The sequence below is a fragment of the Amantichitinum ursilacus genome (assembly GCF_001294205.1).
Taxonomy (GTDB): domain Bacteria; phylum Pseudomonadota; class Gammaproteobacteria; order Burkholderiales; family Chitinibacteraceae; genus Amantichitinum; species Amantichitinum ursilacus.
Genome location: NZ_LAQT01000006.1, coordinates 59,996 through 78,185, shown reverse-complemented (window position 1 = coordinate 78,185; position 18,190 = coordinate 59,996). Strand labels below are relative to the sequence as shown.

The 18,190-nt window shown below is 58.8% G+C and carries 18 protein-coding genes; 6 read left to right on the top strand and 12 right to left on the bottom strand.

The features are described from left to right. Positions 1 to 66: 66 nt before the first annotated feature. A complete protein-coding gene (locus tag WG78_RS08375) occupies positions 67 to 1,101 on the bottom strand; it encodes a CDP-6-deoxy-delta-3,4-glucoseen reductase (RefSeq protein WP_053937354.1) in 1,035 nt (344 codons plus the stop codon). Positions 1,102 to 1,125: 24 nt separating this feature from the next. Here WG78_RS08375 and WG78_RS08370 point away from each other — a divergent pair, with 24 nt between their 5' ends. Together WG78_RS08370 and adhP are read left to right on the top strand one after the other, a co-directional pair. Further along, a complete protein-coding gene (locus WG78_RS08370) occupies positions 1,126 to 2,079 on the top strand; it encodes an NAD-dependent epimerase/dehydratase family protein (protein WP_236692004.1) in 954 nt (317 codons plus the stop codon). A gap of 71 nt (positions 2,080 to 2,150) precedes the next feature. Then, positions 2,151 to 3,176 carry an alcohol dehydrogenase AdhP gene (gene adhP, locus WG78_RS08365; protein WP_053937353.1) on the top strand — a complete coding sequence of 342 codons (1,026 nt, stop codon included), beginning with the start codon at positions 2,151 to 2,153 and terminating at the stop codon, positions 3,174 to 3,176. Between the two features lie 131 nt (positions 3,177 to 3,307). On the opposite strand, the gene WG78_RS08360 is transcribed toward adhP, so the two are convergent. The 10 genes from WG78_RS08360 to queA form a co-directional block, all read right to left on the bottom strand. After that, positions 3,308 to 4,069: a flagellar brake protein gene (locus WG78_RS08360; protein ID WP_053937352.1), complete on the bottom strand. Its 762-nt coding sequence runs from the start codon at positions 4,067 to 4,069 to the stop codon at positions 3,308 to 3,310. A gap of 6 nt (positions 4,070 to 4,075) precedes the next feature. Continuing rightward, the gene (locus WG78_RS08355) at positions 4,076 to 4,669 is read right to left on the bottom strand and encodes an SCO family protein (protein ID WP_053937351.1); all 594 of its coding nucleotides are present in this window, start codon (positions 4,667 to 4,669) and stop codon (positions 4,076 to 4,078) included. 57 nt (positions 4,670 to 4,726) lie between these two features. Beyond that, positions 4,727 to 5,419: a dethiobiotin synthase gene (gene bioD, locus WG78_RS08350; RefSeq protein ID WP_053937350.1), complete on the bottom strand. Its 693-nt coding sequence runs from the start codon at positions 5,417 to 5,419 to the stop codon at positions 4,727 to 4,729. After that, positions 5,419 to 6,306: a malonyl-ACP O-methyltransferase BioC gene (gene bioC, locus WG78_RS08345; RefSeq protein WP_053937349.1), complete on the bottom strand. Its 888-nt coding sequence runs from the start codon at positions 6,304 to 6,306 to the stop codon at positions 5,419 to 5,421. The genes bioD and bioC overlap by 1 nt, the downstream gene beginning before the upstream one ends. Beyond that, positions 6,303 to 6,938, bottom strand: coding sequence for a DedA family protein (locus tag WG78_RS08340; RefSeq protein ID WP_053937402.1), 636 nt, complete (start codon positions 6,936 to 6,938; stop codon positions 6,303 to 6,305). Before WG78_RS08340 ends, bioC begins: the two co-directional genes overlap by 4 nt. Positions 6,939 to 7,051: 113 nt before the next feature. Beyond that, entirely contained in the window at positions 7,052 to 7,987 is a 936-nt protein-coding gene (gene secF, locus WG78_RS08335; RefSeq protein ID WP_053937401.1) for a protein translocase subunit SecF, read from the bottom strand. A 19-nt stretch (positions 7,988 to 8,006) separates the two neighbouring features. Then, the gene (gene secD, locus WG78_RS08330; protein WP_053937348.1) at positions 8,007 to 9,830 is read right to left on the bottom strand and encodes a protein translocase subunit SecD; all 1,824 of its coding nucleotides are present in this window, start codon (positions 9,828 to 9,830) and stop codon (positions 8,007 to 8,009) included. A gap of 52 nt (positions 9,831 to 9,882) precedes the next feature. Next, positions 9,883 to 10,227, bottom strand: a complete 345-nt coding sequence (yajC, locus tag WG78_RS08325; protein WP_053937347.1) for a preprotein translocase subunit YajC — start codon at positions 10,225 to 10,227, stop codon at positions 9,883 to 9,885. 193 nt (positions 10,228 to 10,420) lie between these two features. Further along, positions 10,421 to 11,554 (bottom strand): tRNA guanosine(34) transglycosylase Tgt, encoded by a 1,134-nt coding sequence (gene tgt / locus WG78_RS08320; RefSeq protein WP_053937346.1) that lies wholly within the window; start codon positions 11,552 to 11,554, stop codon positions 10,421 to 10,423. A 78-nt stretch (positions 11,555 to 11,632) separates the two neighbouring features. Continuing rightward, a complete protein-coding gene (queA, locus tag WG78_RS08315; RefSeq protein WP_053937345.1) occupies positions 11,633 to 12,658 on the bottom strand; it encodes a tRNA preQ1(34) S-adenosylmethionine ribosyltransferase-isomerase QueA in 1,026 nt (341 codons plus the stop codon). 206 nt (positions 12,659 to 12,864) lie between these two features. On the opposite strand from queA, the gene aroQ reads away from it, so the two are divergent. From aroQ to prmA, 4 genes are all read left to right on the top strand, one after another. Further along, positions 12,865 to 13,320, top strand: coding sequence for a type II 3-dehydroquinate dehydratase (aroQ, locus tag WG78_RS08310; protein ID WP_053937344.1), 456 nt, complete (start codon positions 12,865 to 12,867; stop codon positions 13,318 to 13,320). Between the two features lie 54 nt (positions 13,321 to 13,374). Continuing rightward, on the top strand, positions 13,375 to 13,830 hold the full coding sequence (gene accB / locus WG78_RS08305; RefSeq protein ID WP_053937343.1) for an acetyl-CoA carboxylase biotin carboxyl carrier protein: 456 nt from the start codon (positions 13,375 to 13,377) through the stop codon (positions 13,828 to 13,830). Positions 13,831 to 13,909: 79 nt separating this feature from the next. Further along, positions 13,910 to 15,289, top strand: coding sequence for an acetyl-CoA carboxylase biotin carboxylase subunit (gene accC, locus WG78_RS08300; protein ID WP_053937342.1), 1,380 nt, complete (start codon positions 13,910 to 13,912; stop codon positions 15,287 to 15,289). Between the two features lie 152 nt (positions 15,290 to 15,441). Beyond that, positions 15,442 to 16,338, top strand: coding sequence for a 50S ribosomal protein L11 methyltransferase (gene prmA, locus WG78_RS08295; protein ID WP_053937341.1), 897 nt, complete (start codon positions 15,442 to 15,444; stop codon positions 16,336 to 16,338). A 509-nt stretch (positions 16,339 to 16,847) separates the two neighbouring features. Here the strand turns inward: prmA and WG78_RS08290 are convergent. Continuing rightward, complete coding sequence (locus tag WG78_RS08290) at positions 16,848 to 18,188, bottom strand: MATE family efflux transporter (RefSeq protein WP_053937340.1); 1,341 nt, start codon at positions 18,186 to 18,188, stop codon at positions 16,848 to 16,850. Positions 18,189 to 18,190: the final 2 nt, after the last annotated feature.

Below are 18,190 nucleotides of genomic sequence, written 5' to 3'. Positions count from 1 at the left end.
TGTTCTAGGCGATAAAAAACCGGTGCCTCGTTGGAGTGCACCGGTTTTTGTTTGCGCCGCGCACGATCACGCCTTGGGTTTGCCCAGATCCTTCGAGCTGAAAAACGCATCCGAGAAGAATTCGCCTTCCGGCAAGCCGTGCGATACAAAGTGCGTGTACGCCGCTTCCACCATCACCGGCGCACCGCAGGCATACACCTGCCAGCCCGACAGATTATTGAAATCGTCCATTACCGCCTCGTGGACCAGGCCCGTACGGCCTTGCCATTGGTCTTCGGGCTGCGGGTCGCTCAATACCGGGATAAAGGTAAAGTTGGGATGCTGCTGCTGCCAGTCGCTGGGCAACTGCGGCATATACAGGTCTTGCAGGCTGCGGCAGCCCCAGTACAGGATCATTTCGCGCTGGATGCCTTTGTTGAAGGCATGTTCCAGAATGCCCTTGATCGGCGCAAAGCCGGTGCCGGTGGCAATAAAGATGATTGGACGATCACTGTCTTCGCGCAGAAAGAACGAACCCAGCGGGCCGGTAAAGCGCATGATTTCGCGCTCTTTCATCTCGTTCCAGACGTAATCAGAAAATTCGCCACCCGGCATGCAGCGGATATGCAGCTGCAGGTATTCGCTTTCGTGCGGCGCATTGGCGATCGAAAAACTGCGCTTCTTGCCGCCTTTGGTATGCAGATCAATATATTGGCCCGCCAGAAACTGCATGCGCTCGGTGGTGGGCAGCTTCAGCGACAGTACCGCCACATCGTGTGAGATCTTGTCGATCTGCTGCACGCGGCACGGCAACGTCTTGATCTGGATATCTTTGGTGGCCGCCACCTCGCGGCATTCGACGGTGATATCGCCCTTGGGCACCGCACAGCAGTACAACGCCAGGCCGCGCTCGCGCTCCATATGCGGCAGCGCGGATTCGGCATAACCGTCGGGGTAATCCACATCGCCGCTGATGATCTGGCCTTTGCAGGCGCCACAGGCGCCATTCTTGCAGCCATATGGCATGTTAAAGCCAGCGGCCATGGCCGCGTCCAGGATGGTCTGGTCATCCTGCATCGTGATTTGCTGGCCAGAAGGCTGAATGGTAAGTTGCTTCGACATCTTTTCCGTCTTCGATAAATAACCGTGTTAGCCCATAAACCGCAATCCATCCAACGTCCACGCCTGCTGATTATTGGCTGTGGCGATGTTGTCCAACGCGCCCTGCCATGGCTGCTGGTGCGCTTTCAGGTCTATGCGCTGGTTCGACGCCCGGAGCAAGCGACCCGGTTGCGTGCCTTGGGCGTACGCGTGGTGCGGGGCGATCTGGATCAGCCAGCCACGTTGCGGCGTATTGCCGGACTGGCAACCTGGCTGATCCACAGCGCGCCGCCTGCGGGCGACTCCAGTCTGGACCAGCGCACGCGCAATCTGGTTCAGGCACTCAGCCGGCCGCCGTGGCGGGGGCCAAAGAAAGTGGCAATTTTAACACAGCCCCCTGCGCACGCCGTCTACATCAGCACAACCGGGGTGTATGGCGATGCGGATGGTGGTTGGCTGGATGAAAACAGCCCGGCGCACGCCAGGTCGGAGCGCGCACAACGGCGCGTGGCGGCAGAAGTGGCGTTACGCCGCTGGGCGCGTCGCAGCCGCATCGGACTGGGTATTTTGCGCGCCCCAGGCATCTATGCGGCCGGTCGCTTGCCACTGGCCCGCGTGCAGCGCGGCGAACCCGCGCTACGGGCCGAAGAAGACAGCTGGTCCAACCATATACACGCCGACGATCTGGCGCGCGCGGTCTGCCTGGCGTTGTTCCGCGCCCGGCCGCTGCGTGTTTACAACGTGGTGGACAATCAGCCCCTGCGCATGGCCGACTGGTTTGATCGCGTCGCCGATCATGCCGGTCTGCCGCGCCCGCCGCGCATTAGCCGCGCCGAGGCACAGCATGTGTTGTCGCCTGCTTTGTTGTCTTATCTGAACGAATCGCGGCGGCTGCGCAATGTGCGGCTAAGCCAGGAACTACGTATCAAATTGCGCTGGCCCGATGTCGACCAGTTTTTGGCACATGTCCGAAATCTGAGTTGGATCAATAAGCCGTAGAAATATTAGCAGTAAGGTGCATGTGTCATGTCGCCCGTCCCCGGGTGCATCCGCAATACAGGAGAACTGTCATGTCCACTGCATCACGTGCTGCTGTTGTTCGCGCCTTTGGCCAACCGCTCGAAATTTCCACCGTTCAAATTCCTGATCCCGGCTTTGGCCAGGTATTGATCCGCCTGGTGGCCTGCGGCGTTTGCCACACCGATTTACACGCCGCCAAGGGCGATTGGCCGGTCAAACCCACGCCCCCATTTATTCCAGGCCATGAAGGGCTTGGCGAAGTGGTCAAAGTGGGCGAAGGCGTTACCCGCATCAAAGTGGGCGATCTGGTCGGTTCGCCCTGGCTGCACGAAGCGTGCGGCTGCTGCGAATATTGCGTTACTGGCTGGGAAACGCTGTGCCCTGAACAAACCAACACCGGTTATTCGGTCAATGGTGGTTTCTCGGAATACATGCTGGCCCCCGCAGACTACGTCGCGCATATTCCGGCCGGGCTTGATCCTTATATGGTTGCGCCGATCCTGTGCGCAGGCGTCACCACTTATAAAGGCCTGAAAGAAACCGATGCCAAGCCGGGCGACTGGGTGGCCATTTCGGGTATCGGTGGCCTCGGCCACGTAGCGGTGCAGTATGCCAAGGCTATGGGCTTCCGTGTCGTCGCCATCGACGGCGATGAAGAAAAGCTGCAACTAGCGCGCGAGCTGGGCGCTGAGCTGGCGTTTAACTACAAATCGGCTGATATGGTCGCGCAGGTTCAGGCCAAAACCGGCGGCGGCGTGCATGGCGCGCTGGTGACCGCAGTGTCACCCGCAGCGTTTAAACAAGGCATTGATCTACTGCGTCGCGGCGGCACCATCTCGTTGGTCGGCTTGCCTCCCGGCACCTTTGAAACGCCGATTTTCGACGTGGTACTCAAACGCATCACGGTGCGTGGCTCGATTGTGGGTACGCGTGAAGACTTGCGTGAGGCGCTTGAATTTGCCGCCGCCGGCAAGATCAAGACCCATTACACCAAGGCAAAACTGGAAGACATCAATCAGATCTTCCAGGACATGGAAGAAGGCAAACTGCTGGGCCGTGTGGTCCTGGCATTTTGATAAAGCGTAATAAGCAGGGAATGGGGAAGTAAGGAGTGGCGGAGAACGCCGGGTGGGTATTCCAGAGAAGAGATACTCACCCGGAACCGCTTTTGTCATTCGGCTCCAGCCTCGCGCCACTGCAGCTACGCTTAGCCTGTTAGCGCTTTACGTTCGCGTTCGAGTTGGGCCATCAAACGTTGCAAGGTTGCTTCGCCCGCCCGGCTGGTATTCACAAACTTGAAGCCCACCAGATAAATTTCTTGCCCCGAGCCGCGCACCGTGACGCGCTTGGAGCGCATTTCCAGATCCATTTGCAACATGCCATTCGGACCAAGCTCAAGCTGTGCTCTTTCCAGCACCGTACCCGGCACCAGCGGCACCGCAACCTGCGGTAGCGCCCATGCCCCGATGCCGCCCAGTGACAAATCGTGCAGTTCAAGCGCAGCGCGCTTGCCGTCGGGCAGGGTCATTTCGCAGGTGTACGGTCGGTTTAGCGGCGTTTCGATGCGAAAAAATTCGCGGCGTTGCAGTTTGATCAAGTCCGACGGAAACGAAGCGACAAAAGCGGGCGAGCCGTCAAAGCGCGTTGAGCGGATTTTGCTCAGCACAAACTGGATTTTTACGCCGTCTGGCGTGCCCACAATGATGTTGCGCTCGGAGTTCAGCAGCGCGGCATTGGTTTCTGCGTGGCCGCCCACATCAAGAATCAGCTCACGCTTCGGGATATCGACCGCGAGCAGCCGCGACAGCATCAACTGGCGGCCCTGGGCAAAATAAATGGTGATGTTGTCACCACGCAGCACCAGTTGGCGCAAGACAGCTCCAATCTCCAGCGGATTGGTCAGCTGGAACGGCGCAATATCTTCACCCTCAGAAACGGGCGTTTGTGGATGTTCTATCGGCTCGCTCATGCAAGCTCATTCCTCGATCAGTATCTTCAGGTCTGCGACCAATGTGGCCACAGGCGCGCCGTAGTTTTCCAGCACGCGCAGATGCCCTTGTTTATCCAGCAAATAGCTGCCGGCGCTGTGGTCCAGCGTATAGCCAGCACCCTCGCCCTGTTTTTGATAAACCACCTTGTACTGTTTGGCCACTTCGGCAATTTGCGCGTCGGTGCCAGTCAAACCGATAAAGGCCGGATTGAATGCGGGCACATACTGCGCCAGCAATGCCGAGGTATCGCGCGCCGGATCAAGCGTCACAAACAATACTTGTACGTCCTTGGCTTTATCGCCCAGTTGCTTCATGACAGCCGCATATTCTGCCATCGTCGTCGGGCAAACATCAGGGCAATGTGTGTAGCCAAAAAACAGCGCGACTACCTTGCCTTTATCGTCCGCCAGGCGGTGAGCTTTAGCGTGATGATCTTGCAACACAAAATCGCCGCCAAAACTGGCGCCGGTTAAATCGGTACCCTGGAACTGCGGCCTGCTGCAGCCCGCCAGCATCGCCAACGACAATAAAGCCAAGGGCGCGAAGAAGATTCGCAAACGTCTAAGGCTGATAATCATATGAGTTCCGGCGAAATTGGCGTCAGTGTGCGCTGCCTTATATGCTTACGCAAGCATTCAGACAAGCAAGCGCACGGTTTCGTCCGACAGCCGCTGTGTCAGCGCCTGCGCGCTGTGGCGTATTTCACCCAGTAAGGGTGCGGCAATGCGCTGCTGCAAGGTGGCCAGATTGTCGTCGTAACGTGACATCTCCGGATCAACCTGATTCGCAATCCAGCCAGCCAAAGGCACGCCTTGCGCCTTGATCGACTGCACCGTCAACAACGCATGGTTGATACAACCCAAACGCATACCTACCACCAAGATGACGGGGTAACCCAGCGCCGCCGCCAGATCGGCCATGCATGCCGTTTCGTTCAAGGGCGCGAGCCATCCGCCCGCACCTTCCACCAGCAACACGTCTGACTGCGCACCAATCTGCTGCGCGCAATCGAGTAAATGCGGCAGCGATACCTCGACACCCGCATCACGGGCAGCAAGATGCGGCGAAATCGGCGGCAAAAACCTGTACGGATTGGTCAGCGCCTCGGGCAGCGCCAGATTGCTGGCCTCGGCATGCGCAGCAACGTCAGCATTCCACCACCACTCGCCGCCCTGCTCGTCGCGACGCACCTCACAGCCTGACGCTACCGGTTTCATTGCTGCGGTTGCATAACCGTTGGCCACAAACGCGCGTAGTAATTGCGACGTGGCGACAGTTTTGCCCACCTCAGTATCGGTGCCGGTGATAAACCAGCCGCGCGCGGCCATCAAGCCTGCCCTCGCGGGCGGAATTCAATCACCTGGCTGCCATCGGCGCGCTTTTGCGCAGGTGCTGTTTCCGGCTTCCATGCGTGACCATAGACCACTTCATAGGTGGCTGGCAGTTCGCCATCCCGACGAAAACGTTCATACGAGGCCACCATGCGCTGCCACGTCGATTTGCCCATCAGGCCATTGCGCCGCCCCAGCGTGGCGTTTTGCGCCCCAATGCCTTTCAGATCAGCCAACAAAGGTTTCAGTTCAGGATAGGTCAAGGTGATGTATTCCATATCCATCACCGGCGTCGCAAAGCCGCTGTTGACCAGTGCGTCACCCAGATCATGCATATCGATAAAGTGATTAACGTGGGTGGCGCCATCGACATCGGCAAACGCAGCGCGCAGTTCTTTCAGCGTATCGGGGCCCAGCGTCGAAAACATCAACAGCCCGCCCGGCTTGAGCACGCGCAAGAATTCTTTGAAAGCCGCATCCGGCGTATTGCACCACTGCAGCGCCAGGTTGGACCAGATCAGGTCTACCGACCCAGTAGCGAGCGGCAATGCCTCGATATCGCCGCACAGTTGCAGCGGTTTGCGCCGGTCAAACAGCGCCTTCAGGCCACTACGCTGATCGCGCGCCACTCGTAGCATGCCGGGTGCCAGATCCAGTTCCAACAAACGGCTTTGTGGATAACGCTCGCGCAGCATGGCGCTGGCATAGCCGGTGCCACAGCCCGCATCCAGCACGCGTTCCGGTTGCACGCGGATATATTGCAAACGCTCGCCCATGCGCTGGGCGATTTCGCGCTGCAGAAAAGCCGCCGCATCATATGTGGTGGCGGCTTTATCAAATGCAGCGCGGACTGCGGTCTTGTCGGTGTAAAACGCTTCGGTCATGCCTTACCTAATTTATGACGTGCTACCTGCAGCATCATCGGCACAAAAGACAGTGCCACGATGCAGATGATCATGATGGACAGATTCTGCTTGATAAACGTGATGTTGCCGAAGAAATACCCCAGCGCCACCAGCCCGCCCACCCATGCCACCGTGCCCAGCACGCTAAACATCAGGAAGCGGAAGTAATTCATATGGCCCACGCCTGCCACAAACGGCGCGAAGGTGCGCACGATGGGCACAAAGCGGGCCAGCGTAACGGTTTTGCCGCCATGGCGTTCGTAAAACTCGTGGGTGCGATCAAGGTAATCGCGGCGAAAGATTTTCGATTTGGGATTGCTGAACAGCTTTTCGCCTAGCAGACGTCCGATCAGATAGTTGGTGCTATCGCCCAGGATCGCTGCCGCCATCAAAGTGGCAGACAGGGCAAACGGGTCCATGCCACCGAGTGCCGCCACGGCCCCGCCTACAAACAACAAAGAATCGCCCGGCAGAAACGGCAGCACCACCAGACCGGTTTCACAAAAGATAACGCCGAACAGCAGTGCATAAACGCCCGTGCCATATTGCTGCACCAGTTGGGCCAGATAAACGTCGAGATGCATAAAGACGTCGATGGGGTTGAATTCCATGGTTGACTCCGTAATGACGTAAAAAACGCCGGCGATGGCCGCCGGCGTCGGTAACATCTATTTGCCTGCCGATCCTTAGTACAGACCTGGCGACAAATGTTGCAGAGCAAAAATCAGACCACGGCTTCTTGTTTCACCTTGACCGGTTTGATCATGTTTTCGCGCGTTACCCCAAACATCAGCAGAAGCGGCGACGCAACGAGCACTGACGAATAGATACCGAACAGAATACCAATTGTAAGCGCCGTGGCAAACCCATGTAATGCAGGGCCTCCAAAAACGAGCATGGAAAGCACCATCACTTCAGTCGAACCGTGGGTGATGATGGTCCGGCTCATGGTGGCGGTAATCGCGTTATCGATAATCTGCGGGACTTCGCGCCCGCGCATTTGGGGCTTGCGGAAGTTCTCACGAATCCGGTCAAACACCACCACCGATTCATTAACTGAGTAACCCAGAACCGCCAGCACTGCGGCCAGTACGGTCAGCGTAAATTCCCACTGGAAGAACGCAAAGAAGCCCAAGATGATGACCACGTCATGCATGTTGGCCAGAATGGCCGACACCGCAAAGCGCCATTCAAAGCGCACTGCCAGGTAGGCAACGATACCTACGCACACCAGCACCAGCGCGGTAATACCGTGCGACACCAGTTCGTCGCCCACCGACGGGCCGATAAACTCGACGCGGCGCATTTGCACATCGGGGCGATCTTTCTTCAGCGTGGCCAGCACGGCGTCGGAAATCTGCGCTGCGGTGTGGAGCTTGGTGGCGGGCAAACGCACCATGACGTCACGCGTAGTGCCCAGAGCTTGGACCTGCGGGTCGCCATACTTCATGGCGCTGACCGAATCACGAATCTGATTCAGATCCGCGCTTTGGCCATATTGCAGCTCCATCACCGTACCGCCGGTGAATTCCACACCAAAATTCAGGCCCTTGTAGCCCAGGAACACCACCGCCACCAGAAAGGTGACCAGCGAAATCGCCGTGGTGAGCTTGCCATAGCTCATAAACGGGATATCGCGTTTTACATGAAAGAACTCGATCATTTTCAGCTCCCCTCGCTTACACGGCCAGCGAGGACAAACGGCGGCGATAGCCGTAAATCAGATTGATCAGGCCGCGCGAAACAAACACGGCGCTGTACATGGAGGTCACGATGCCGATGCAATGCACCCAGGCAAAACCGCGCACCGCACCCGAGCCGAAAATCAGCAACGCCAGACCGGCGATCAAGGTAGTCACATTCGAATCCAGAATGGTGGCAAACGCGTGGGCGTAGCCGTTCTGGATCGACATGTGCGGCGTCATGCCATTGCGCATTTCTTCACGCACGCGCTCGTTGATCAGCACGTTCGAGTCGATGGCCATACCCAGCGTCAGCGCAATGGCTGCAATACCTGGCAGGGTCAGGCTTACGCCCAGCATCGACAACAAGGCCAGCAAGAACAACAGGTTGCAAGCCAGCGACACGGCCGACACCACACCAAACACGCGGTAGTACACCATCATGAACACGGCCACCGCCAGGAAGCCGTACAGCGTCGAGTGGAAGCCCTTCTCGATATTGTCTTTACCCAGGCTCGGGCCAATCGTGCGTTCTTCGATGATGTTCATCGGCGCCGCCAGCGAGCCGGCGCGCAGCAACAGCGCGGTATCATTGGCTTCTTGCGAGGTCATCGCGCCCGAAATCTGCACGCGGCCGCCGGTAATTTCGCTGTTGATGGTCGGAGCGGTAACGACTTCGCCCTTGCCCTTCTCCACCAGAATCATCGCCATGCGCTTGCCCACGTTTTCGCGGGTCAGCGTGCCGAAGATTGAAGAACCCGCCGAATCCAGATTCAAGTGCACTGCGGGCTGGCTATGATCATCAAAACCGGCTTGCGCGTCGTTGATGTTATCGCCGGTCAGCTCTACGTCTTTCTTCACCAGCAACACGCCGCTACCACGGCTGCCTTGTTCCGGCATCAGCTCGGTGCCTTCAGGCGGGTTGCCCTTCAGCGCCGCGTCGATATGGTTGGGGTCGCTATCCACCATGCGCACTTCCAGCGTGGCGGTACGGCCCAGAATATCCTTGGCCTTGGCGGTGTCCTGCACGCCGGGCAGTTCGACCACAATGCGGCCTTCGCCCTGCTGCTGGATCACCGGCTCGCTAACGCCCAGTTCGTTAACCCGGTTGTGCAGCGTGGTGATGTTCTGTTTCACCGCGTCAGACTTCAGCTGTTGCAAGCCTTGCGGGGTGAAAGTCACCGTCACCGTGTAGTTGTCGGCAGCTTTGGATTGTTCCAGCGCCAGCGTCGGCAGCGCGGTGCGCAGCGCGTTGGCTGCATCATCCACGGTTTGCGCGTCACGCAGTTGCACCACCACCGAATCACGCACGCGGGCAATCTTGCCGTAACGGATTTTGCGATCGCGCAATTCGCGCTTGATATCGCCCGCTGTTTTATCCAGCTGTTTGCTCAGCGCCGCGTTCATGTCCACTTCCAGCAGGAAGTGCACGCCACCACGCAAGTCCAGGCCCAGCGACATCGGCTTGGCGTGCAGCGAAATCAGCCACTGCGGCGTTTGCGGCAGCAGGTTCAACGCCACTGAATAATCGTCACCCAATGCAGCTTGTACCGCATCTTTGGCTTTCAGCTGGGCGTCGGTGTCCTTGAAACGGAACTTGACCGAGTTAGCGTCCGCCAGCGTGGCATCGGGAGTCAGGCCCACCTGTTTGATGGCGGCAAGCGCGCGCGCCTGCAATGCGTCATCCACCTTGGCCGAAGAGCGCGCGGTCGAGATCTGCACGGCCGGGCTTTCGCCAAACAGGTTAGGCAGGGTATAGAGCGCGGCCACCACCAGGGAGACCACGATCACAAAATATTTCCACAACGGATAACGGTTCATGTTCAGAGCCGGTAAGACAAGCGGCAGTCTTGCTGCCGCTCATCGGGGTTACTTATTTGTTGTTTTTGATGGTGCCTTTTTCCAGGCGCTGCGAAATCGCACCGCGCTGGACCAGCACTTCAACACCGTCAGCCAGTTCGATGGTCAGAAACTGTTCGGTCGTTTTGGTGATACGGCCAACCAGACCACCCGTGGTTACCACTTCTTCACCCTTTTGCAGTGCTTGCAGCATGGCTTGGGTTTCTTTAGCGCGTTTTTGCTGCGGACGGATCAACAGAAAATAGAACAGCACGAAGATCACGATCATCGGCAGGAACGACATCAGGCTGCCCAGGGGGCCAGCAGGTGCAGCGGCTGCGTCAGCGGCAAACGCGCTAGGAATCAGCGAAAACGACATAGTGGTGAGTCTTCCGTATTTGTAAATTAAATAAAGCGGTACGCGAAAGCCGCCCATTCTAGCCCGCGACCTGAGGTAAATCCATCACGGGTAGCCGCCCGTATCAGGAATGGTGCACCGGGGGCCGGACAAGCGGCGCGTGTCAGACGCTTGCTGCAATCAAACAGTTCCCTGCCCGCGCCGGCTTGCGGGGTTACTCGGTGCCGCGCGCGCGCCCGCTGTGGAACTGCGCCACAAACGCCGGGAAGGCATCTTCTTCAATCGCGGTACGCATTTCTGCCATCAACACCTGGTAATAGCGCAGGTTGTGGATGGTGTTGAGTTGCGCGCCCAGGATTTCGCCAGCGCGGAACAAATGATGCAAATAACCACGGCTGAAATTGCGGCAGGCATAGCAGTCGCAGGTTTCGTCCAGCGGCCGGGTATCGGTGCGGTGACGGGCGTTCTTGATCTTGATATCGCCAAAACGCGTAAACAGCATGCCATTGCGCGCATTGCGCGTCGGCATTACGCAATCGAACATATCAATCCCCTGGCTAACCCCGTACACCAAATCTTCCGGCGTGCCCACGCCCATCAGATAACGCGGTTTGTGCACAGGCAAACGCGGCGCGGTTTGCGCCAGCACGCGATAAAACTCTTCGCGCGGCTCGCCCACCGACAAACCGCCGATGGCCATGCCATGAAACCCAATCTCATCCAGACCAGCCAGCGATTCATTGCGCAGGTCTTCATACATGCCGCCCTGCACAATGCCGAACAGCGCATTCGGGTTTTCCAGCCGATCAAATTCATCGCGTGACCGACGCGCCCAACGCGCGGACATGCGCATCGAATCGGCGGCTTCCTGGCGCGTGGCGGGGTACGGCGTGCATTCGTCAAAAATCATCACGACATCGGAATTGAGCGCGCGCTGGATGCGCATCGATTCTTCCGGCGTCAAAAATAGCTTGTCGCCATTCACCGGGCTTTGAAACTTGACGCCTTCTTCGGTGATCTTGCGCAATTCGCCCAGGCTAAACACCTGAAAGCCACCGCTATCGGTCAGGATGGGTTTGTCCCAACCCATAAAGCCGTGCAGGCCGCCGTACTGGCTGATGACCTCGGTTCCGGGGCGCAGCCAGAGATGGAAGGTATTGCCGAGGATGATTTGCGCTTCGATCTCGTTCAGATCGCGCGGGGTCATCGCCTTGACGGTGCCGTACGTGCCCACCGGCATAAACACCGGGGTTTGCACCACGCCGTGGTTAAGCGTGACTTGACCGCGACGTGCGCCGCCACTGGTGGCCTTCAGCTCAAAATCGAGGCCGTTAAAAGTTGTTGCCATTGCTGTATTGCTCCTTGCTACCGGAAAACAGTCCGATGCATGTGGGTGGGATTACAAGAACTACATATATAAGCGCGTTCAGTGGCTTTGCTTTTCCAGCAACATCGCATCGCCATAACTAAAGAAACGATATTCCGCCGCCACCGCATGCGCATACGCGGCGCGCATCGTATCAAAGCCGGCAAACGCGGCCACCAGCATTAATAGTGTGGATTTGGGCAGATGGAAGTTGGTGACCAACCGGTCCACCACGCGAAACTGATAGCCCGGCGTGATGAAAATATCGGTATCGCCTTGCGGCTCGCCCAGAAATTCATGCTGACTGGCGGCCTCCAGCGCACGTAGCGAGGTGGTGCCCACCGCGATGATGCGGCCGCCCGCCTCGCGCACGCGTTTTAATAGAGCGACGGTTTCGGGCGCGATCGTATAGCGCTCGTGGTGCATTTTATGCTCGGCCAGGTTTTCCACCCGCACCGGCTGAAAGGTGCCCGCGCCCACATGCAGCGTCAAAAACGCCGTATGCACGCCCATTTCGCGCAGGCGCGCCAGCAAGTCATCGGTAAAGTGCAGACCCGCAGTGGGCGCCGCCACCGCGCCGGGGTCGCGCGCGTATACGGTCTGATAACGCTTGGCGTCTTCATCATCGGGCACGTGCGTAATATAGGGCGGCAGTGGCAACTGGCCTGCTTGCTCCAGAATATCCAGCACCGGCGTATCTTCTTCGAACTGCAGCAAGAACAGTTCGCCCTGGCGCTCCACCATCGTGGCGGCATGATCGCCATTAAAGATGATGCGACTGCCCGGCTTGGGCGACTTGGAAGCGCGGATATGCGCCAGCGCGCGATGGGTGTCGAGCACGCGCTCCACCAGCGCCTCAACCTGGCCGCCGCTCTCTTTCTGGCCAAACAAACGCGCCTTGATCACGCGCGTGTCGTTAAACACCAGCACATCGCCTGCCCTTAGATAGTGCGGAAGATCCGCGAACATGCGGTCTTCGAGTGTGGCGCCGGCCACATGCAACAAGCGGCTGCCGCCGCGCACTTCAGGGGGAAATTGCGCGATCAGATGCTCGGGCAAGTGGTAATCAAAGTCAGATAACTGCATAAGGTGCTTCTAATCCAGCAATTTTCAAATGGCGCGAGTATACCAGCGTCACCCGCGCGCAGCCCGCGCCGGTGTTGATTCAAACACGCTTTCAAACGAGCGTTTTAGCGCGAAAATGCCGGTAATTTCGCCGAATTTACTAGACAAGGTGGGGTCGCCTCGGCAAACTCCCGCCGATGACAGGGAACACTCGATCCGGGGAGACCATGACGCACAGCCGTAAAGTACTGGTTTTGCACGGCCCCAACCTCAACCTGCTGGGCGTGCGTGAACCGCAACATTACGGTGCGGACACACTGGCCAGCATCAATGCCCGCCTGAGCGAACAAGCTCAAGCCGCAGGGGCTACCCTGGAGGCGCTTCAGTCCAACCGCGAATTCGAGCTGATCGAACGCATCCACGCCACGCTGGACGACGGCACAGATTACATCATCATCAATCCGGCAGCCTATACCCACACCAGTGTCGCCCTGCGCGATGCGCTGGCTGCTGTGAAAAAACCGTTTGTTGAAGTGCATTTATCCAATGTGCATGCGCGGGAAGCGTTCCGGCATCACTCGTTCTTTTCTGATCTCGCCGTCGGCGTGATCTGTGGTCTGGGCGCCCGGGGCTATGAATACGCTCTGGCCTTCGTCTTGTCCCAGCCCGTCAAGACGCCCTGAGACGGCGTCGCTTCATTCCAAAACACGTTCTAAATCAAAGAAGGGTTGCCATCAATGGACTTGCGCAAACTCAAAAAGCTGATCGACCTCGTTGAAGAGTCGGGCATCGCCGAACTCGAAGTGACCGAGGGCGAAGAAAAAGTACGCATCACACGCGTTACCCAGTCGGTACAACCGACGTACATCGCATCAGCCGCACCGCAGTTAATGCAACAGCCCGCCGCCGCCATCGCGGCGCCGGTTGCCACCTTGCCGGCCGCTGCGCCCGCACTGGAAGGCACCGTCGTTAAATCGCCGATGGTGGGCACGTACTATCGCGCACCGAGCCCTGGTGCCAAAAACTTTGTCGAGATCGGCCAGCAAGTGAATGTCGGCGATACGCTGTGCATCATCGAAGCGATGAAACTGCTCAACGAAATCGAAGCCGAAACCAGCGGTGTGATCAAAGCCATCCTGGTTGAGAACGGCCAGCCGGTTGAATTTGGCGAACCGCTGTTTGTCATCGGGTAATTCTGTGAGTGTGAGGCATGAGGTGCAAGGCAGACGCCGGCATCCCGCGCCAGACCCTCACGTCTCACGGAGTTGAGCCATGTTTAATAAGATTTTGATCGCCAATCGCGGCGAAATTGCGCTGCGCGTGCTGCGCGCCTGCCGTGAAATGGGCATCAAGACCGTGGTCGTGCATTCCGAGATCGACCGCGAAGCCAAGTATGTCAAGCTGGCCGATGAATCGGTCTGCATCGGGCCGAACCCGTCGGCGCAAAGCTATCTGAATATTCCGTCGCTGATCGCCGCGGCCGAAGTGACCGAAGCCGAAGCGATCCACCCCGGCTATGGTTTTCTGTCTGAAAACGCCGACTTTGCTCAACGCGTGGAAGAGTCGGGCTTTGTCTTTATCGGCCCGACCCCGGAATCGATTCGCCTGATGGGCGACAAGGTTTCGGCCAAAAACGCGATGAAGGCTGCCGGCGTACCGTGCGTGCCGGGTTCGGACGGCGCGCTGCCCGACGACGACGCCTCGGTGCTCAAGCTGGGCCGCGAAGTCGGTTACCCCGTCATCATCAAAGCCGCTGGCGGCGGTGGTGGCCGCGGTATGCGCGTGGTGCATGCTGAAGAAGAATTGCTGCGCTCGGTGGAGATGACCAAGAGCGAAGCGCAATCCGCGTTCGGTAACCCCGTGGTTTACATGGAGAAATTCCTGCAAAACCCGCGGCATATCGAAATCCAGGTACTGGCCGACCAACATGGTCACGCCATCTATCTGGGCGAGCGCGATTGCTCGATGCAGCGTCGTCACCAGAAAGTGATCGAAGAAGCACCGGCGCCGGGCATTACCGATGCGCAACGCAAACGCGTGGGCGAAGCCTGCGCTGAAGCGTGCCGCAAGATTGGTTATCGCGGTGCGGGCACCTTTGAGTTCCTGTTTGAAAACGGCGAGTTCTATTTCATTGAAATGAACACGCGCGTGCAGGTGGAACATCCGGTCACCGAACTGATTACCGGCATCGATATCGTGCAGGAACAGATCCGTGTGGCTGCGGGCGAACAACTGCGTTACACGCAGAAGGACGTCAAGCTCAAAGGCCACGCCATGGAATGCCGGATCAACGCCGAAGACCCGCTCAAGTTCGTACCGAGCCCGGGCCGCATCACCAGCTACCATGCACCCGGTGGCCCTGGCGTACGCGTGGATTCGCACGTGTATCAAGGCTATTTTGTGCCGCCCAACTATGACTCGATGATCGGCAAGATCATCACTTATGGCGATACGCGCGAGCAGGCCATGGCACGCATGCGCATTGCGCTGTCAGAAACGGTGGTGCAAGGCATCCACACCAACATCCCGCTGCACCAGCAATTGTTGCTCGACGCCGAATTTATCAAAGGCGGCACCAGCATCCATTACCTGGAGCACAAGATGCCGGAAATCCGCGCGCTGGTTGAGGCGCAAACCGCCCAGAACGCATAAGCGCGCCGGTGGTTCATCGCAACGGGGCCTTGAGGCCCCGTTTTGTTTTTTCTATTTCCCATTTGCTGCGACATCCGCAACTGCATCTAACGTCATGCTTTTCTTAAGTATTGCTGCGATGCGAGAATGGTTATTTGGCTCTGAGGTTGCACATGCCTTGGCAAGAACTTCGTATTGAAACTGATTCCAACCGTGCCGAAGCATTGTCTGACGCCTTGTTCGATCTGAGCGCGCTGGCCGTCTCGATCGAAGACGCCACCGCCGGCACCGCCGACGAGAAGCCGATTTTTGGCGAACCGGGCGAGCCGGTGGATCAGATGTGGGATCACAGCGTGGTGGTGGCCCTGTTTGATGAAGGCATCGCGCCCGAATTCATCGTGGCCGCAGCCGCCAACGCCATCGGACTGGCCCAGCCGAAATTTACCGTGTCCACGGTAGAAGAACAGGATTGGGTGCGCCTGACACAATCGCAATTCGACCCGATCCGCATCTCTGATCGGCTGTGGATTACGCCCACGTGGCACGAAGCGCCGTCCGGCAATGCCATCAATATCGCGCTCGACCCCGGTCTGGCCTTTGGCACCGGCAGCCACCCCACCACACGTTTGTGCCTGAAATGGCTGGATCGCAATATTGTTGGCGGCGAAACCGTGCTGGATTACGGTTGCGGCTCCGGCATCCTGGCGATTGCCGCGCGCAAGCTGGGCGCGGGCGCGACCGATGGCGTGGATATCGACGCGCAAGCGATGATCGCCTCGCGTCAAAACGCAGAGCAAAACGGCGTACAGGTTGATTTCTATCTGCCCGACGCCGCACCGCATCGCGAATATGACGTGGTGGTGGCCAACATCCTGACCAACCCGCTGAAGACGCTCGCGCCGCTGCTGGCCGGCCGCGTGCATGCCGGCGGGCATATCGCGCTGTCAGGCATTCTGGAAGAACAAGCTGAAGAAGTAATGGCGATCTACGGCGTGTGGTTCAACTTTTTGCCGCCCGCTGCGGAAGAAGGCTGGGTCTGCCTGTCCGGCACCCGCAAAGCCACGGAATAACGGCACGGGGTGGATCTAGCGGGAGGATTCCCAAGTATCGCGGATCCTCGCAATTGGCTTTGGATGGTGGGTCTTGACCCACCCTATCGCCGCAGCGACTTCAGCAGGCGGCAAAGCGATGGGCTACCGCATAGGGTGGGTCTCGACCCACCATCCAGAGCCATCAAGAAGAACGCGAAATGGGCGGTCTCTCCAGCAGGTTTGGCAGGCCCAGCTGGTTTAGCGGGAGGACTCCCGAGTATCGCGGATCCTTGCAATTGGCTTTGGATGGTGGGTCTAGACCCACCCTATCGCCGCAGCGACTTCAGCAGGCGGCAAAGCGACGGGCTACCGCATGGGGTGGGTCTCGACCCACCATCCAGAGCCATCAAGAAAAAAGCGAAATGGGCGGGACTCACCAGCAGGCTTGGTGGGCCCCGTGGGTCTAGCTGGCCCAGCTGGTCTAGCGAGAGGATTCCCAAGTATCGCGGTTCCTCGCAATTGGCTTGAAATGTGGGGCTAGACCCACGCTATTGCCGCAGCGTTCTCAACAAGCGGGGTAGCTGCGTGGCCAGCGTTACGCCGCGCAGCGCCATAAACAGCATCAGCGCCAGCCATACCCCGTGATTGCCCCACAGCGGCGGCAAGGTCAACATGCCCAGCGCCAGCGCCGCCACACAAATGGCCATGCAGCGCATCAACGTATGCGTGCGCGTCGCGCCTATGAATACACCATCCAGCATGAATCCCCACACCGAAATGACTGGTGTCAGCACGGCCCACGGCAGATAACGCAGGGTCATCGCGCGCACCGCCGCCTGGTCGGTCAGTAGATCGATGATGTCCGCGCCCGCCAGGGCGTACACCGCGCTGAAGATCAGCGCCAACACCAACGCCCACAACACGCTCAGGCGGATGGCCACCACCAGCCGCGATCGATCGCGCACGCCGATGGCCTCGCCCGTGAGCGCTTCAACCGCGTGCGCCAGGCCATCTAGGCCATACGCCATAAAAGTCTGGAAATTAAGCAGCAACGCATTCGCCGCCAGCGTAATCTCGCCCGCTTTGGCGCCCGCATGGGCAAACCAGCCAAATGCGCCCAGCAACAGCATCGTGCGCAAAAACAGATCACGATTTAACGCCGCCAATCTGCGCCACGCCGCACCATCACGCCACAGCGCTGGCCGGAGTGCAGGCGCGACGCCGTGGGGGCGCTGTTGCCACAACAGCATCAGCCCACTTACACAGCCCAGCGCATCGGCAATCGCGGTCGCAGCGCCGATGCCCGCTACGCCCAGACCGCTGCCACGCACCAGGGCAAACACTGCCGCCACGTTGGCCAGATTGATCAATAGCTGCAGCGCCAGCGCCAACCGCACTCGCTGCACGCCAATCAGATAACCCAGCACCACATAGTTAGCCAGCGCCATCGGCGCGGACCAGATGCGCGTGTGCACATAAGCACGCGCTGCGTCCTGTACCGCTGCGGAGCCGCCCAGCAGGTGCAGCGCCAACGCCAGCAAGGGGCCACGCAGCGCAATCACCAATACGCCGAGACCCAGCGCCAGCAATAACGCGCGCACGACCGCATCGCGTAACGCCAGCGCGTCGCCCGCGCCGTGGGCCTGCGCCACCAGGCCGGTAGTGCCCATGCGCAAAAAGCCGAAGCCCCACAGCACAAAATTAAAAAACACACCGCCCAACGCCACGCCACCCAGCGCCGCTAATTGCGGCAAATGTCCGGCCATGGCGGTATCGACGGCGGCCAGCAACGGCTGCGTCAGATTGGCCAGGGCCATGGGCAATGCCAGCCCCAATACGCGGCGATGCGTTACGGGTGGCAGACTGGATGCGGTCAGCTGGATCGTCATGG

Bases quoted from the DNA above. Each gene is read 5' to 3' on its own strand.
- aroQ (WP_053937344.1), top strand. From the start codon at position 12,865: ATGACGCACAGCCGTAAAGTACTGGTTTTGCACGGCCCCAACCTCAAC.
- accB (WP_053937343.1), top strand. From the start codon at position 13,375: ATGGACTTGCGCAAACTCAAAAAGCTGATCGACCTCGTTGAAGAGTCG.
- prmA (WP_053937341.1), top strand. From the start codon at position 15,442: ATGCCTTGGCAAGAACTTCGTATTGAAACTGATTCCAACCGTGCCGAA.
- WG78_RS08360 (WP_053937352.1), bottom strand. From the start codon at position 4,069: ATGAGCGAGCCGATAGAACATCCACAAACGCCCGTTTCTGAGGGTGAA.
- queA (WP_053937345.1), bottom strand. From the start codon at position 12,658: ATGCAGTTATCTGACTTTGATTACCACTTGCCCGAGCATCTGATCGCG.
- WG78_RS08340 (WP_053937402.1), bottom strand. From the start codon at position 6,938: ATGGAATTCAACCCCATCGACGTCTTTATGCATCTCGACGTTTATCTG.
- adhP (WP_053937353.1), top strand. From the start codon at position 2,151: ATGTCCACTGCATCACGTGCTGCTGTTGTTCGCGCCTTTGGCCAACCG.
- bioC (WP_053937349.1), bottom strand. From the start codon at position 6,306: ATGACCGAAGCGTTTTACACCGACAAGACCGCAGTCCGCGCTGCATTT.
- WG78_RS08355 (WP_053937351.1), bottom strand. From the start codon at position 4,669: ATGATTATCAGCCTTAGACGTTTGCGAATCTTCTTCGCGCCCTTGGCT.
- tgt (WP_053937346.1), bottom strand. From the start codon at position 11,554: ATGGCAACAACTTTTAACGGCCTCGATTTTGAGCTGAAGGCCACCAGT.
- secD (WP_053937348.1), bottom strand. From the start codon at position 9,830: ATGAACCGTTATCCGTTGTGGAAATATTTTGTGATCGTGGTCTCCCTG.
- WG78_RS08375 (WP_053937354.1), bottom strand. From the start codon at position 1,101: ATGTCGAAGCAACTTACCATTCAGCCTTCTGGCCAGCAAATCACGATG.
- bioD (WP_053937350.1), bottom strand. From the start codon at position 5,419: ATGGCCGCGCGCGGCTGGTTTATCACCGGCACCGATACTGAGGTGGGC.
- accC (WP_053937342.1), top strand. From the start codon at position 13,910: ATGTTTAATAAGATTTTGATCGCCAATCGCGGCGAAATTGCGCTGCGC.
- yajC (WP_053937347.1), bottom strand. From the start codon at position 10,227: ATGTCGTTTTCGCTGATTCCTAGCGCGTTTGCCGCTGACGCAGCCGCT.
- WG78_RS08290 (WP_053937340.1), bottom strand. From the start codon at position 18,188: ATGACGATCCAGCTGACCGCATCCAGTCTGCCACCCGTAACGCATCGC.